At 40.7% G+C, this 14849-nt stretch carries 10 protein-coding genes; 5 read left to right on the top strand and 5 right to left on the bottom strand.

Annotation, left to right across the window (positions count from 1 at the left end; genetic code table 11):
* Nucleotides 1-10 precede the first annotated feature (10 nt).
* The 4 genes from B5G52_RS15695 to B5G52_RS15680 all read right to left on the bottom strand — a co-directional run bounded on the left by B5G52_RS15695 (nt 11) and on the right by B5G52_RS15680 (nt 5593).
* Entirely contained in the window at nt 11-3661 is a 3651-nt protein-coding gene (locus B5G52_RS15695) for an AAA family ATPase (protein ID WP_087533589.1), read from the bottom strand.
* Nucleotides 3658-4905 carry an exonuclease SbcCD subunit D C-terminal domain-containing protein gene (locus B5G52_RS15690; RefSeq protein WP_087533588.1) on the bottom strand — a complete coding sequence of 416 codons (1248 nt, stop codon included), beginning with the start codon at nt 4903-4905 and terminating at the stop codon, nt 3658-3660. Before B5G52_RS15690 ends, B5G52_RS15695 begins: the two co-directional genes overlap by 4 nt.
* 75 nt (nt 4906-4980) lie before the next feature.
* Complete coding sequence (locus tag B5G52_RS15685; protein ID WP_087533587.1) at nt 4981-5220, bottom strand: hypothetical protein; 240 nt, start codon at nt 5218-5220, stop codon at nt 4981-4983.
* A 130-nt stretch (nt 5221-5350) separates the two neighbouring features.
* Nucleotides 5351-5593, bottom strand: coding sequence for a hypothetical protein (locus tag B5G52_RS15680; RefSeq protein ID WP_087533586.1), 243 nt, complete (start codon nt 5591-5593; stop codon nt 5351-5353).
* 202 nt (nt 5594-5795) lie between these two features.
* Here B5G52_RS15680 and B5G52_RS15675 point away from each other — a divergent pair, with 202 nt between their 5' ends.
* The 4 genes from B5G52_RS15675 to B5G52_RS15660 all read left to right on the top strand — a co-directional run bounded on the left by B5G52_RS15675 (nt 5796) and on the right by B5G52_RS15660 (nt 10408).
* The gene (locus B5G52_RS15675; protein WP_087533585.1) at nt 5796-8234 is read left to right on the top strand and encodes a M1 family metallopeptidase; all 2439 of its coding nucleotides are present in this window, start codon (nt 5796-5798) and stop codon (nt 8232-8234) included.
* Nucleotides 8234-8746 (top strand): DUF6702 family protein, encoded by a 513-nt coding sequence (locus tag B5G52_RS15670; RefSeq protein WP_087533584.1) that lies wholly within the window; start codon nt 8234-8236, stop codon nt 8744-8746. The genes B5G52_RS15675 and B5G52_RS15670 overlap by 1 nt, the downstream gene beginning before the upstream one ends.
* A gap of 152 nt (nt 8747-8898) precedes the next feature.
* Nucleotides 8899-9522 (top strand): HAD family hydrolase, encoded by a 624-nt coding sequence (locus B5G52_RS15665; RefSeq protein ID WP_087533583.1) that lies wholly within the window; start codon nt 8899-8901, stop codon nt 9520-9522.
* Between the two features lie 154 nt (nt 9523-9676).
* A complete protein-coding gene (locus B5G52_RS15660; protein WP_087533582.1) occupies nt 9677-10408 on the top strand; it encodes a YebC/PmpR family DNA-binding transcriptional regulator in 732 nt (243 codons plus the stop codon).
* 302 nt (nt 10409-10710) lie between these two features.
* On the opposite strand, the gene B5G52_RS15655 is transcribed toward B5G52_RS15660, so the two are convergent.
* Nucleotides 10711-12897, bottom strand: coding sequence for a malate synthase G (locus tag B5G52_RS15655; protein ID WP_087533581.1), 2187 nt, complete (start codon nt 12895-12897; stop codon nt 10711-10713).
* Between the two features lie 240 nt (nt 12898-13137).
* Here B5G52_RS15655 and B5G52_RS15650 point away from each other — a divergent pair, with 240 nt between their 5' ends.
* Nucleotides 13138-14739, top strand: a complete 1602-nt coding sequence (locus B5G52_RS15650) for an isocitrate lyase (protein WP_087533580.1) — start codon at nt 13138-13140, stop codon at nt 14737-14739.
* Nucleotides 14740-14849 lie beyond the last annotated feature (110 nt).

Raw genomic sequence — 14849 nt, 5'->3', positions numbered from 1 at the left:
TCTAGTTCCTTTAAATTATAGAAATAGTTGAATACCCGCCAGGTTTTTTTGCTACATGAACCTGGTTTGCAACGCGTTCAGTCATTTGCGATACATGGGATATTACGCCCACTTTTCGCCCTTGTGCTTGTAATGAATCTAGTGCATCCATCGCAATACTGAGTGTTTCACTGTCTAACGTACCAAACCCTTCATCAATAAACAAAGAGTTAATACTAACTTTGTTTGATGACAATGATGCTAGGCCTAATGCTAAAGCAAGCGATACTAAAAATGACTCTCCTCCAGAGAGCGTATTAACAGAGCGTTGTTCATCGGCCATATCACGGTCGATAATTGCAATATCAAGTGTCTGAGATATCGATATTAGTTCGTAGCGTTTATTGAGCGTGGTTAAGTGGCTATTAGCGTAATGCAGCAGTATTTTTAAGGTTTGTATTTGCGCTAAGTTGCGCATTTTTTTACCTTCTTTATCTCCGATTACCTTATTCAATAGATGCCATTGTTCGAGTTGTTTTTGTAACGTATTAAGCTCGTTTTGTTTAGTGTGCAATGCTTTAGCGTTTTGATGGTGTTGCTCAAGCACGGTATTTGTTTCAAGCTGGGTTTTATGCAGTGCAGTTTGTGCTTGTGTGAGGTCAGTTAATTGCGTTAATAGTGCCTGCTCTGTTTGTGCTGGTTTATTGCTATTTTGATGTTGTGTGTTGGTATTTTGTTGCTGTTTTAGCACAGCATTTGCATCTACTAAGGCTTGGGTTAATTGTTCATGTTGTTTTAACTGAGCTTTGATTTCATCGTTACTTATAGTTAGTAAAAATGTGATCTGTTCTTCAGTTGCCTCATTATATTGACGTTTAAAATCAGCAAACCACAGCTTATACCGCTCATCTAGTTTCGTTTGCTCTTGGTTATTCTCAAGTAGGCGTTGCTGGTAATTTTTAACTGTTATTGCTTGTTCATCACGTTGCTTAACGGCGTTATCATGAGCTTGCTGGCTTTGGGTAAGGTGTGCTTGGCATTGTTCGAGTTGCGCGGTCAGGTTTGCTTGGTATTGATCTGCGCTTATTTGTTGATTATTAAATAGTTCAAGGCGCTCTGATTGCACGCTATTGTGTTGTTGTTCTAGTTTAGTTAACTCATCATTTAAGGCTGCTAACGTGCTTTGAGAATGACTAATAAGCGGCGTAAGGTGTTGTATTTTTTGTTCTGTGCTCTCAAGGTGTTTCTGATTTTGCTCAAGCTGCTGTTGGGTTTGTTGGTAATGCTCAACCTGCTGATTTAAATCAGTGAGATCGAGGGATTGGTTTTGCAGTTGTTGCCAAAATTCAGTGTCAGCAAATTGCGTGTTTAAGCTTGCTGTCAGCTCAGTTAATTGTTCACTTAGCTCACTGTGTTTGTGACCAAGCTGACCATGTTGATAGGTTAAATCAGCATGTTTGCTGCGTATCTGTTGTTCGGTTTCTTGCTCTGTTTGAAGTATATTTTGCAACTGCTTTAGCTTTTCTTGCATAGTGCGCTGTTGTTTTTGCAGCTCAAAACTTTGGGCTTTTTGCTCACTTAATTGCTGGTAACGAGTGTCTAATTGCTCACTCGTTAAGTCATTAAGCTCACTGCGCATACCTTGCATGGTGTTTTTTATTTCTTGCTGTTTAGCTTTGGCATTGTCTATAGCTTGCCCCAGCTGCGCGTGCTTAGAGGCTAAAACAGCGTGCTGGGTTTGCTGTTCATGAAGTTGTGTTTGTATTAATTCATAATGTTGTTTTGCATTTGTATAATCGCTTTCAAAGTCGGCTATTAAACTAGTGAACTGAGGATTTTGATCAGCAGCAAAAGGGTGCTCTGTGGCGCCACAAACAAGACAGGGCTCGTTGGGTGCAAGTTGGCTACGTAAGTGCTCTACACTTTCACTTGCGCGAAGTCGTGCTTTATTAAGGGCATCTTCAGTGTGTTTTAATGTTTGCTGTGAATTGAGCAATTGCTGCTTTAGAGCCGCTTCGCTCTGCTCGCTTTCTTTGAGCTTTATTGCGGTATCGCTTTGCTGCTGAGCACTGTGTTTGATTTCAATATTAAATTGCTTGTAGTGCCCACGTTGTTCTCTTAAATAATCAATATTTTTAATTTGCGCGTCACAGTGTGCCTCATTCAATTGGTCTTGCTGCGTATTGAGTTGAGTTAATGTGGAGTGCTCATTTTGCAGTAACTGCTGGCTATCTGCTACTTTGGCCGTTTGTACTGCGAGTTGCTCAGTATAATTTGCCAGTTCTGCAGCTATTTTTCTCTGTTGCTCTTTGCCAGTATTTAATTGCTGGGTAATGCTTATAAACTGTTTAAAATTGTGTTGGTAATATGTCCAGTCACTGGCTAGTGGTTTTAGCTGGTGATGCTGAGTTAACCAGCTCTGCAGTTCTTTTTTAAGCTTTTCAGCATCATTATAACTGGTTTGGCTCTGTTTTAGCTGCTGCTGTGTATCAGTTAATTGGCTTTGTTCTTTGGTTATTTGTTGGCTGGTACTCGTTTTACTTTGGCTAAACATAGCTATTTGATTATCGAGCTCGCGGGCTTTAGCAATGACTGGCTCAGCTGTTTGCTTGTTTTGCTTAGCGTTGTGTAGAGCGTCACTATGTTTTTGTAGCGCCTGGTTTAGGTCAATTATAATCGCAGTGTGATCGGTACTGTTTAAATCACGAATTTTATTTTCCAAGTCATCATTTTGGCTGGTTATATTAGCAACTCGGGTGCGGTTGTCTTTGATCTCTAACGCGCTTTGCGCTTGTTTTGCTTGTTCGCTCTGCTGTGCAATGGCGCTAACTGCATCTCTGGCCTGTTTTTGTTGTTGCACTGCTTGCTGTAAGTTTTGCGCTAAGGTATTCGCCTGTTTAAACCAATTAACGCCTTGCTCAACTAAAGTAAGGTCTTTTTTATTTTGCTCTATTTGTTGATGTATCTCTGCCAATTGCGTGGTTTTATCCGCCAACGCTTCGTCACTGAGCAATGTATAGCTGGCAAGGCTGGCTTTTAATAACTCTAGTTTATCTTTTTGTTCTTTATGGCGCTCAAATATACGCTTACCGATAAGGCTAAATTTATCAGTCCCTGTCAAGCACTCTAGTAGCTGGGCACGTTCATCGCCGGTGGCTTTTAAAAAGGCGGCAAACTCATGTTGAGCTAATAATACGGCACGCGAGAACTGCTCAAAGCTCAGCCCTATTTTTCTTTCTACTTCTTTTATTGCTTGGCTTTTATCTGCAATTAAAGCTTCATCCGGTAAAGTGTATAAACTGTGTTCAGCGGTTTTTAATTTACCTGTTATTTTTTTATGTGCTCGCTGAATGGCATATCGTGCGCGATAAGCCTGTTTATCTTGGCCAATAAAGTCAACTTCAGCAAAACCTTGCCATTTACCTCTGCGCAATAAATTACGTGGGTCATTTAGTTTTATACTGTCGCCATTAAAATCGATTAAATTTCCTTTGTCGCCTCTCAACCTAGCTGTTTTAGTGTAAAGCGCTAAACAAATTGCATCTAAAATTGTACTCTTGCCGGCGCCTGTGTCGCCCGTTATGGCAAACAAGCCTGCGTCTTTTAAAGGTGCTTTTGTAAAGTCTATTTCAGCATCAACAATTGAGGCTAAGTTATTTATGCGTACTGCGGTTATTTTCATAGTTGTTCTTGCTCCGTCAGCTCGCTTATTACTTCGTTTAATAAACTTTTTAGCTCTTCAGGTACGTTTTGACCCGCCATGTCTTTATCGTTTGCAAATGCTTGCTCTAATAAATTAATAGGGTTGAGCATTTCTACTTGATTTAAATCGTCAAAGACTCTCTCATTTGAGTGAGTAGGACTGTTCTCACGCACCCGCTCAATGCCGCAAAAGCGTATATTTTTACCTTCTAGTGCTTGTTCAATTTGTTCTCTAAAGGTGGTATCAGTGTCACTTGATTTAAGCTTTACCCTTAAATAAGGAGCAACGGTATGAGTTGTGGTGTCTAAATCTTTAATTTGCTCACATAGTTGAGCTAATGGTACGCATTCTCCTTTTGGCAAAACGATGACCTCAGCAGAACGTGGAATGTAAAGGGGCTTTACAGTCGTTGAGATAGGTTGCTTTTGTGTATGCGCAAATTCAATGATATTTACTTGGTGAGTGTAATTACGCTCTGAGAAAGACATTGGCATTGGCGTACCACTGTAGCGTATTGCATCAGATTTAGCGACTATTTGTGCTTTGTGCAAATGACCAAGTGCCACGTAATCAGCCTGTTCGCTAAATACCTTTGCTGTAATGGCTTCTTCATCACCTATCACTAAGTTGCGTTCAGAGTCACTTGAAATATCGCCGCCCTTGGCATGCAAGTGCCCCATTACAATCAGAGGCGTGGTATCAGGTTTATCAATTAAGGCAAGCTCAGTGCTAAGTTTATATGCCTGTGCGACGCCTTGAGCGTAACTAGCGCCATCATTTGTGCCACTTAGCGTGCTAACGTCACTGGTGCGTAAAAATGGCATAGCGACAATATGGGCGCAGGTATCTTGATGGTTAATCTTAATCACCACATTTTCAGGTTGCTGCGCATCGAAGCGCCCTACTACATGGGTATCAAATTGTGCCAGCAGTGGCTGCGCCGCTAAAATACGATTAGCTGAGTCATGATTGCCCGCAATCAGCACGACTTGTAATGTTGGGCAGCGTTTTTTTACATCTTTGATGAACTGATAAAGTTGGTTCTCAGCGCTTGCTGCGGGTGTGGCGGTATGATAAATATCACCAGCAACGAGCAATAAATCGATTTTTTCAGTAACGAGCGTGTCAATCAGCCAAGCAAAAAATGCTTGATGTTCGCTGAACCTAGAATGTTCGTAGAATTGTTGGCCAAGGTGCCAATCTGAAGTATGTAAGACTTTCATGTCACGCTCTTAAAAAAGGTTAAGAGCGCCAATATACCCAAGCTAAAACAAGATGCAAGAGCTGGGCTTAAATCTTTATGAGCTTAAACTGTACCAAGCAAAAATAACAATTGGCAGAGCAAGCAAAGCCATCGTTAAAGGCACTTTTAAAGCACGAGTTTGTTTTGCATGAAGTGCTTTTAATGCGTTAGTTTCATTACACGCAGCTACCTTATCAATATAAAAGTAGCCTGAATCTAGGTACTGCTTACAACTTTGTTCGTTCGCTGGTATAGCAATTAGTTCTTGTTGTTTTTTTAGGATATAAAAATCCATACGCCCACCGTGTTTTTTTGCTTCGATTTAGAACACTTTTGAGAGAAATGCAGCGCGTTTGCTGTCTCTCAAATCAAAAAAGTGGGCGATTTTAAATACAAATGACAGTAAAGATCAACTAAAAAATTCACTATTTATCAATTAAAGAGTAAATACTTAAAATTATCGCTAAAAGTAGTAAACTTGTGCATAAAGCACGCCACTTTTTGCTGTTTTTCTGCTTTGTTGGGTGACGATTTAATGCGTCATTTTCGTCTCGCGCAGCAATCACTTCGACAAATTTGAAACCTTTATTTTTATACTCATTCAGGAGTGATTCTTTTGCTGGGATCGCAGCAATGCATTGATCTTTTTTTACGATGTAAAACTTCATGCTCGACTCCTTTTATAAAGCTAACTTTACTTTAGAATATGTTGATGAATTAAGCCTGAACTAGGTTGTAAACCCCCTTTACATTAAGAGCTGACGAATAACATATTCTTTACCTTATAAAATCGGTGCTTGGTCGCTATTTTATTGAATTTAGTCATCTGTTTTGCCAAAGTATTATCACGTAAATCTAACAGGATTAATTATGAAAAAGGCAGTTGTTACTTTAGGTGCTTTATTAGTGCCTTTGGCAATGTCGAGCGCGGTACTTGCTTCTTCGGTAGAGCAAACAAAAGGGTCATTCGTCGATAAGTTTCGCCAACTTGATGAAGCCTTACCAACACCAAATGTGTATCGAAGCGCGGCTGGTGAGCCCGGTGAAAAATATTGGCAGCAGCAAGTAAATTATGAAATTGATGCCAAACTCGATGAAAAAAACCGTCGTCTTAGCGCTAGTCAAATAATTGAATATAAAAATAATTCACCTCACACGTTGAAGTATTTATGGTTACAACTGGATCAAAATATTTTTAAAAGTGATTCAATAGCTGAGCGTACAGCAACATTTAATGCTGGTAAATTACAAGGTCGCCCTGATGCTAAGCCAACCAAGCTTAGTTTAGGACAATTGCGCCGCCAACAATTTATGAGTGATAACGAACTAGGTTTCACTATTGCTAATGTCAAAGACGACAGTGGCGATGAACTCAAAGTTACAATTGTAGATACCTTAATGCGTATCGACTTAAATGACCCTCTTAAACCTGGTCAAGACGTTGAGTTCAGTATGGACTTTGCCTTTAATATTGTTGAAGAAGATGCTGTAGGCGCTCGCTCTGGTTATGAGCATTTTGAAGAAGATGGAAACGATATCTTTTTGCTTGCACAGTGGTTTCCTCGTTTAGCGGCGTATACTGATTATGAAGCATGGACAAATAAAGCCTTTTTAGGCAGTGGTGAGTTTACACTCGAATTTGGTGATTACGATGTTGAATTAACAGTGCCTGCCGATCATATCGTATCGGCGACCGGCAAGCTTGATAACCCACGCTCTGTTCTAACTAGCACTCAGCGCAGTCGTTTAAAGGACGCTGAAAATGCTAAGCGCCCAGTTTTCATTGTGACTGAAGAAGAAGCGCTCGAGAACGAAAAAGAAGGCACGGATAAAACCAAAACATGGCACTTTAAAGCAGAAAATGTGCGTGATTTTGCATGGGCATCATCGCGTAAGTTTATGTGGGATGCAAAAGGTTATAACCAAGGTGGTGATGAGCAGCCATTAGTAATGGCTATGTCATTCTTCCCTAAAGAAGGTGGCGACTTATGGAAAAAATATTCAACTGAATCTGTGGTTCATACCATGGAAGTGTATTCACGTTTTTCATTTGATTACCCATATCCGGTAGCGCAATCAGTTAATGGCCCTGTCGGTGGCATGGAGTACCCGATGATCACGTTTAACGGCCCACGTACTGAGCTACAAGATGACGGAACTCGCACTTACTCGCAAGCTGAAAAGCGCTTTTTGATCGGTGTAGTAATCCATGAAGTAGGGCATATCTACTTCCCTATGATTGTTAACTCTGATGAACGTCAATGGACGTGGATGGATGAAGGTTTAAATAGCTTTTTAGATGGTGTTGCAGGACGCGAATGGGATCACACAATCCCATGGGGCGTTGAGCCACGTGACATTGTCGCTTATATGAAATCAGAAAACCAAGTGCCAGTAATGACCCAATCAGACAGCGTATTACGCTTAGGTCCTAATGCCTACACTAAGCCTGCAGCTGCACTTAATATTCTACGTGAAGTGATTTTAGGGCGTGATTTATTTGATTTTGCATTTAAAGAGTATGCCCAGCGTTGGAAGTATAAACGCCCTACTCCAGCAGACTTTTTCCGTACTATGGAAGAAGCATCAGGTGTTGATTTAGACTGGTTTTGGCGCGGGTGGTTCTACACGACAGACCATGTAGATATCTCATTAGATAAAGTTTATCAATTACAGCTAGATACTAAAAACCCTGATATCGACTTTAACCGTTTACGTGACATTGAAGCGGATAAACCAATGCCACTATTTGTTGAGCGCAACAGAGCTGAAGGTAAAAAGTTATGGGTTGAAGAAAACCCTGACGTCACAGACTTTTATGATGCGAATGATCGCTTTACAGTAACGAACAAAGAGCGTAACTCCTATAATAAGTTCTTAAAAGGCTTAGAGCCATGGGAACGAAAAGTGTTGGATCGTGCTTTAGAAGAAGATAAAAATTACTACGTGCTTGAGTTTTCAAACGTGGGCGGCTTAGTAATGCCTATTTTACTTGAACTGACTTACGAAGATGGCAGCAAAGAAGAGCAATATATTCCTGCTGAAATTTGGCGTCGTAATCATAAGCATGTGCAAAAGCTGATTATTACCGATAAAAATAAGCCTGTTGTGTCTGTATCTGTGGATCCTCGTTGGGAAACAGCAGACGTAGACGTTGAAAATAACAACTACCCTCGTCGTATTATTCCTTCACGTATTGAAGTTTACAAGCGTGAGAAGAGTAAAGCGAAAGTAAGTCGCGATATCATGCAAGATATTAAAACTGAGCTTAAAACAGACGATGATAAAGACGCTAAGGAGCAAAATTAATGCGCTTTTTGCTCATTTTTTTAGCTCTAATAATTGCTGCGCCTACTATGGCGCATCAATTAAAAGCATCGGTTACAACGGTTTTATTTAATAAGCGCACAAATAATATTGAGCTAATGCATAGGTTTTATTTGCACGACACAGAGCATGCGGTTGAGCATTTATTTCCTGGTGGCGCAGATATTATTAGTAATAAACAAGACCAACAACGGTTTGCGAATTACATAGAATCACATGTGGCATTGCAAACCTTAACTGGCGAGCCGCTTACGCTAAGTGAGGTTGGCGCGCAGGTTGATGGTAAGTTTTTTTGGGTTTACCAAGAAGCCCCTATTCCTAAAGGTATACAAGGAATAAGAATGAGTCATGGTGCACTTCGTGATCTTTGGCCTGCACAAGTCAATATGGTGAACGTTGAAGGTAAAGGCAAAGTTAAAACTTTGCACTTTACTCAAGATGACACCTGGCTAGAAGCACGCTTCGAACCAAAACAAGGGCAGGGCGCTCAGTAAGTATTTCTGTTCCCAACCAACGCGTACTGTAATTTTGTGCGCGTTTTTTTACAAAAAAAACATTCGCTGATCCTTTGCATATTTAGGCACGTAAACTATCTTAAAGTAAAGCGGGTGTAGCTATGAAAAAACAATCATATACAAGGAATGGTATGAACAGTCATCATGATAGCATAAAAGGTGTGATCTTTGATTTAGACGGTACTTTAGTTTCGTCTGAATTAGACTTTACCTTGATTAAAGCCCAGTTAGGTTGTCCTGACGAGCAGGATTTACTGAGCCATATTGCAGGATTACCCTCGCCGTACATGCGCGAGGAAGCAATGAATATAGTGCATCAGCATGAGCTAATAGATGCTCAACATGCAAGCTTACTACCTGGTGTAGCTAACACCGTTGCCCATTTAAAAAAGATAGGCATTCCAATGGCAATAGTGACCCGAAATTATGACCGTGCAGCTGCACTTAAGCTTAAAAATAATCCGTTACCCATTCAAACCGTTTTAACTCGCAGCGATGCACCACCAAAACCCGATCCAAGTGCTTTAAATGCAATTGCCACTTTATGGCAGTTAGAGCAGAGCAATTTGCTGTATGTAGGTGATTATCTTTATGATATTCAAGCGGCCCAAAATGCTAACATGCGTTCTTGTTTATATGCGCCGGATAAAGTTCCTGAATATGCAGAGCAAGCTGACTATATTTTGCATCATTTTAATGAACTTGCATTACTCGTTGACGAACTTGTCGACCAGAATACAGTGATACATAATTAGATATAATTATATTATGTTAAATTGGTTGTTTTTTTGTTTTCCACTAATCCTTATCTTATTTACAGTCGTTTTATTATTCTAAGCTAGCTACTAGCTCAACTGTGTTGGAATTGGTAAAATATCACCTATACCGATTTTACAATAGAGGCACAAGATGGGCAGAGCATTTGAAGTCCGCAAAAGTTCTATGGCAAAAACTGCCAATGCGAAAACAAAAGTTAATTCTAAATACGGTAAAGAAATTTACGTTGTTGCTAAAAATGGTGAACCCGACCCAGAGGTTAACCAAGCTCTAAAGCGCATTATTGAGCGCGCTAAACGCGATCAAGTTCCAGCCCACGTTATTGACAACGCGATTAAAAAAGCCGCCGGTGGCGCAGGGGAAGACTATTCACCGGCTCGTTATGAAGGTTATGGCCCTGGTAACTGTATGGTTATTGTTGACTGTTTAACAGATAACCCAAATCGTACTATCAAAGATGTCCGCTTACCGTTTACTAAAACTGATTCAAAAATTGGTACTCCAGGTTGTGTAGCTCATATGTTTGATCACCTAGCTGTTCTTGGTTTTAGTGGTGATGATGACGAAGTGGTACTTGAAGCGCTGATGATGGCTGACGTGGATGTAACCGATGTAGAGGTTGAAGATGGAAAAGTATCTGTTTTTGCACCGCATACAGAGTATTACAAAGCTAAAACGGCACTAGAAGAAGCTTTTGAAGGCATTAATTTTGAAGTTGATGAAATTACCTTTGTACCGCAAGTACATGTAGATATAACTGATGAAGATGATATCGCTAATTTTGATAAGTTTATCAATATGCTAGAAGACTGCGATGATGTACAAAACGTTTATCACAACGCAACGGTTGTTAGTGTAGGGTAGCAGCGAGTTTACCTCGCGACAATGAGCTGTAGCTATTTATCCAACAAGTCTATTTTACCACCGAGGGCAGGAGGCGCTGCGCGCTACACAGAGAAAGCTTAAGTAAAAAGTCATTAATTTCTTCTCTATGAACTCTGTATTCTCGGTGGTGAATACATCACTGAAAGCGCATTATTTTTAATGCACTTTTTTGGTTGCTGAATGTTAACCATTCATTGTAGTTATGAATAGGTAATAAAAAAGCCAGCCCTAAGGCTGGCTATGACACAAACAATCTTTATTATCGCTAACTCGCTAACTCGCTAACTCGCTAACTCGCTTTTATATTTAATACGAAACGCGTGAAGTAGTGGCTCTGTGTAGCCACTTGGTTGTGTAGTCCCTTCTAATACGAGTGCCAATGCTGCTTGATATGCAACACTATTTGCTAAGCTCTGCGGGGAATCGGCCATGTTTTTATAAGCCGGATCGTGGGCATTTTGACCATCAACCACCTTGGCCATTTTTGCCATTGTATTTTCAATTTGGGCTTGTGTACATACTCCGTGATGTAACCAGTTGGCCATATGTTGGCTCGATATCCGTAGTGTTGCCCGGTCTTCCATCAGACCTATGTGGTTAATATCAGGCACTTTTGAACACCCAATACCTTGGTCTATCCAGCGAACAACGTAGCCTAGAATCCCTTGTGCATTATTATCAAGCTCTGCTTGAATGTCTTCTTTAGTTAGTGTGCTAGGATTTGCCATTAATGGCGGTGTAAGTAAATCACTTAAACTTGCCTGCATTCTTTCTGCAATAGCCTTTTGGCAGGCAAACACATCAATATCATGATAATGCATAGCATGTAAGGTTGCAGCGGTAGGGGAGGGCACCCAAGCAGTATTTGCACCTGATTGTGGATGTGCGATTTTTTGTTCCATCATTAATGCCATTTTGTCTGGCATCGGCCACATACCTTTACCTATTTGTGCGCGGCCACTTAACCCCGTTTGTAACCCAATATCTACGTTTCTATCTTCATAGGCACTGATCCAAGGCTGTTGTTTGATTGCAGCTTTAGGCAGTACAACGCCAGCTTGCATTGATGTATGTATTTCATCACCAGTACGGTCTAAAAAGCCTGTATTAATAAATACTACGCGCTCTTTAGCTGCTTCAATACATGCTTTTAAGTTTACTGAGGTACGGCGCTCTTCATCCATAATCCCCATTTTTATGGTGTTTTTAGGTAGATTTAATACTTCTTCAACACGTGTAAATAATGTATTTGTAAAAGTAACTTCTTCAGGACCATGCATTTTGGGTTTAACGATATTGATACTCGCCGCAGATGAATTTTTGATTGCACTTTTACCATTTAAATCATGTAATGCTGCCGTTGCGGTGATCATCGCATCCATTATACCTTCATAAACGTCCTGGCCATTGCTATCTTGCATTGCTGGGTTTGTCATCAAATGACCCACGTTACGCACAAACATCATACTACGGCCTTTTAAGGTTAGCTGCTCTCCACTGACAGTTGTAAAGCACCTATCAGGGTTAAGCGCACGCTCAACAAGCTTGCCGTCTTTCTCAAAAGACTCTACTAGATTGCCTTTCATCAGGCCTAACCAATTTTGGTAAACCAGCACTTTATCTTCAGCGTCTACAGCAGCAACGGAATCTTCGCAGTCCATAATGGTGGTCAATGCGGCTTCAAGTACGACGTCTTTTAATCCCGCTTTATCAGCCTTACCAATAGGGTGTTGATGATCTATTTGCAGTTCGATATGTAATCCATTATTTTTTAGTAAAATAGCGGTAGGATTTTGTGCTTCTCCAGTAAAACCAACAAGTTGCTCAGGCTGTTTTAGGCAGGTTTGTGAGCTGTCTCTTAGCGTTATAAGTAATTGACCATTAACTATTGAGTAATTGGTGCTTTCGATATGCGAGCCACTTACAAGCGGCAGCGATTTATCTAAAAACTGCCTTGCGAAAGCCATTACTTTAAAGCCACGAACAGGGTTGTACACTGCTCCTTTCTCTGCGCCATCTTCTTGTGATAATACATCGGTGCCATACAAGGCATCATAAAGCGAGCCCCAGCGTGCGTTTGCTGCATTAAGAGCAAAGCGTGCATTACTTACAGGCACAACGAGTTGCGGGCCTGCAGATTGGGCAATTTCGGGCTCAACGTTTTGGGTTTCAATTGTAAAATCATCTGGCGGCGACACTAAGTAACCAATATCTATGAGAAATTCCTGATATTGCTGAGCATTCCACTGCGTTTGAGTTTGATGATAATCATCAATTTTTTGCTGTAATACATCACGTTTGGCCAACAGCGCTTGGTTAGTTGGCGTTAAATCCTCAACGATTTTTGCAAAGCCTTGCCAGAATTGCTGTTCACTAACACCTGTGTCAGGTAGAAGCTGTTGATTAATAAAGTTGGCTAACTGCGCATCGACAGTTAAGCCAAATAAGCTGTGAGAAGAAGTTGTCATAGTTGCTATCCTTTAAACGGTCACGGTGCATAAAATTCTTATGTGTTAACCATAACGTAAAAAAACAAAGATGGATGCCTTTTACTCATTCATAAAATATATACCCAGCATAACAACTATAAATTTACTAAATCATAAAAATCCGCCTAATGTTGAATTAAGCGCTACGGAGCATAAGCCCCATAGTCTCTCTCACAACAAAATAAATATTTGCTTTAACCGTTCAAAGGATTTTTTATTATGAGTACTTATCAACATCACACAGACACATTAGCAACACTTTGCCAAACTCAAGGTAAAACGTGGCAAGCAATTAATCCTGAATATGCAAGCCGTATGCGTTTGCAAAATCGCTTTCGTACAGGGTTAGATATTGCCCAGTTTACTGCCGACACAATGCGTGAAGACATGGCCGCTTATGATGCAGATACGAGCCAATACACTCAATCACTTGGTTGTTGGCATGGTTTTACTGCACAACAAATGATGATGGCTATTAAGCGTCATCAAAAAACTACAAAGCGCAGTTATGTTTATTTAAGTGGTTGGATGGTGGCAGCACTTCGCTCTGAGTTCGGCCCATTACCTGACCAAAGTATGCACGAAAAAACCTCAGTACCAGCCTTAATTGAAGAAATTTATACTTTCTTAAAACAAGCCGATGCCCGTGAACTTGACCATTTATTTAAAGACTTAGATGCAGCTAAAGCAACTGGCGGTGATGTACAAGCGGTACTTGATAAAATAGATAATTTTGAAAGTCATGTGGTGCCGATCATCGCAGATATAGATGCTGGTTTTGGTAATGAAGAAGCAACATATTTACTGGCTAAAAAGATGATTGAAGCGGGTGCTTGTGCTATTCAAATCGAAAACCAGGTATCTGATGCTAAGCAGTGTGGTCACCAAGCAGGTAAGGTGACTGTGCCGCATGAAGATTTCTTAGCAAAAATAAATGCGGTGCGTTACGCGTTTTTAGAGTTGGGCATTGATAACGGGATTATTGTAGCGCGTACAGACTCCCTAGGCGCGAGCTTGACACAAAAAGTGCCTGTATCACAAACGCCTGGTGATTTGGCAAGTCAGTACAATGCATTTTTAGAAACTACGCCTATCAATGGTGTAGAGGACTTAAATGAAGGCGACACAGCTATGAAGCTGAACGGCCAATTATGTAAACCAACTCGTTTAGAAAATGGTCTTTACCAATTCCGTGAAGGCACTGAGAAAGACCGTGTAGTACTCGATTGTATTACCAGCTTGCAGTCGGGCGCTGACTTGCTATGGATAGAAACTGAAAAACCACATGTTAAACAAATTGCAGAGCTGGTAAATCGTGTTAAAGAGCAAGTACCAGACGCTAAGTTGGTTTATAACAACTCACCTTCATTTAACTGGACACTGAAGTTCCGTGAGCAAGTGTATCAAGAATGGCAAGAAGCAGGACGTGACCTATCAGCGTACCCGAGCCTTGACGATAATAAAGCTCTAATGGCACCTGAAATGGATGGTACTGAACTTGCTAAAGCAGCTGATCTTCTGGTGCAGAATTTCCAACGAGATGGCGCAAGAGAAGCGGGTATTTTCCATCACTTAATTACATTACCAACGTACCATACAGCTGCATTAAGCACGGATATCTTATCTGAGGGTTACTTTGGTGATTTAGGCATGCTGGCTTATGTACGAGACGTTCAACGTCAAGAAATTCGTCGCGAGCAGGCCTCGGTTAAGCACCAAGATCTAGCAGGGTCAAATATTGGTGATACGCACAAAGAATACTTCTCTGGTGAGAACGCTCTTAAAGCCGGTGGTGAAGCAAACACCATGAATCAATTTTAATATGATGTAGCAGCGATTAGATTCCTATCAACAATGTTACCAGGGCCGTAAGGCCCTTTTTTAATATGTCCGGATCAGTATTTAACTAAGTAACCTGAACTCTGGATAAT

It is taken from the genome of Pseudoalteromonas sp. A601 (assembly GCF_002165575.1).
Classification (GTDB): Bacteria; Pseudomonadota; Gammaproteobacteria; order Enterobacterales; family Alteromonadaceae; genus Pseudoalteromonas.
Note: the sequence above shows the minus strand (reverse complement) of the source record. Positions and strands in the feature narration are given on the sequence as shown.

Coding starts and splice junctions, on each gene's coding strand:
- B5G52_RS15665 (WP_087533583.1), top strand. CDS start 8,899: ATGAACAGTCATCATGATAGCATAAAAGGTGTGATCTTTGATTTAGAC.
- B5G52_RS15660 (WP_087533582.1), top strand. CDS start 9,677: ATGGGCAGAGCATTTGAAGTCCGCAAAAGTTCTATGGCAAAAACTGCC.
- B5G52_RS15675 (WP_087533585.1), top strand. CDS start 5,796: ATGAAAAAGGCAGTTGTTACTTTAGGTGCTTTATTAGTGCCTTTGGCA.
- B5G52_RS15670 (WP_087533584.1), top strand. CDS start 8,234: ATGCGCTTTTTGCTCATTTTTTTAGCTCTAATAATTGCTGCGCCTACT.
- B5G52_RS15650 (WP_087533580.1), top strand. CDS start 13,138: ATGAGTACTTATCAACATCACACAGACACATTAGCAACACTTTGCCAA.
- B5G52_RS15690 (WP_087533588.1), bottom strand. CDS start 4,905: ATGAAAGTCTTACATACTTCAGATTGGCACCTTGGCCAACAATTCTAC.
- B5G52_RS15695 (WP_087533589.1), bottom strand. CDS start 3,661: ATGAAAATAACCGCAGTACGCATAAATAACTTAGCCTCAATTGTTGAT.
- B5G52_RS15685 (WP_087533587.1), bottom strand. CDS start 5,220: ATGGATTTTTATATCCTAAAAAAACAACAAGAACTAATTGCTATACCA.
- B5G52_RS15680 (WP_087533586.1), bottom strand. CDS start 5,593: ATGAAGTTTTACATCGTAAAAAAAGATCAATGCATTGCTGCGATCCCA.
- B5G52_RS15655 (WP_087533581.1), bottom strand. CDS start 12,897: ATGACAACTTCTTCTCACAGCTTATTTGGCTTAACTGTCGATGCGCAG.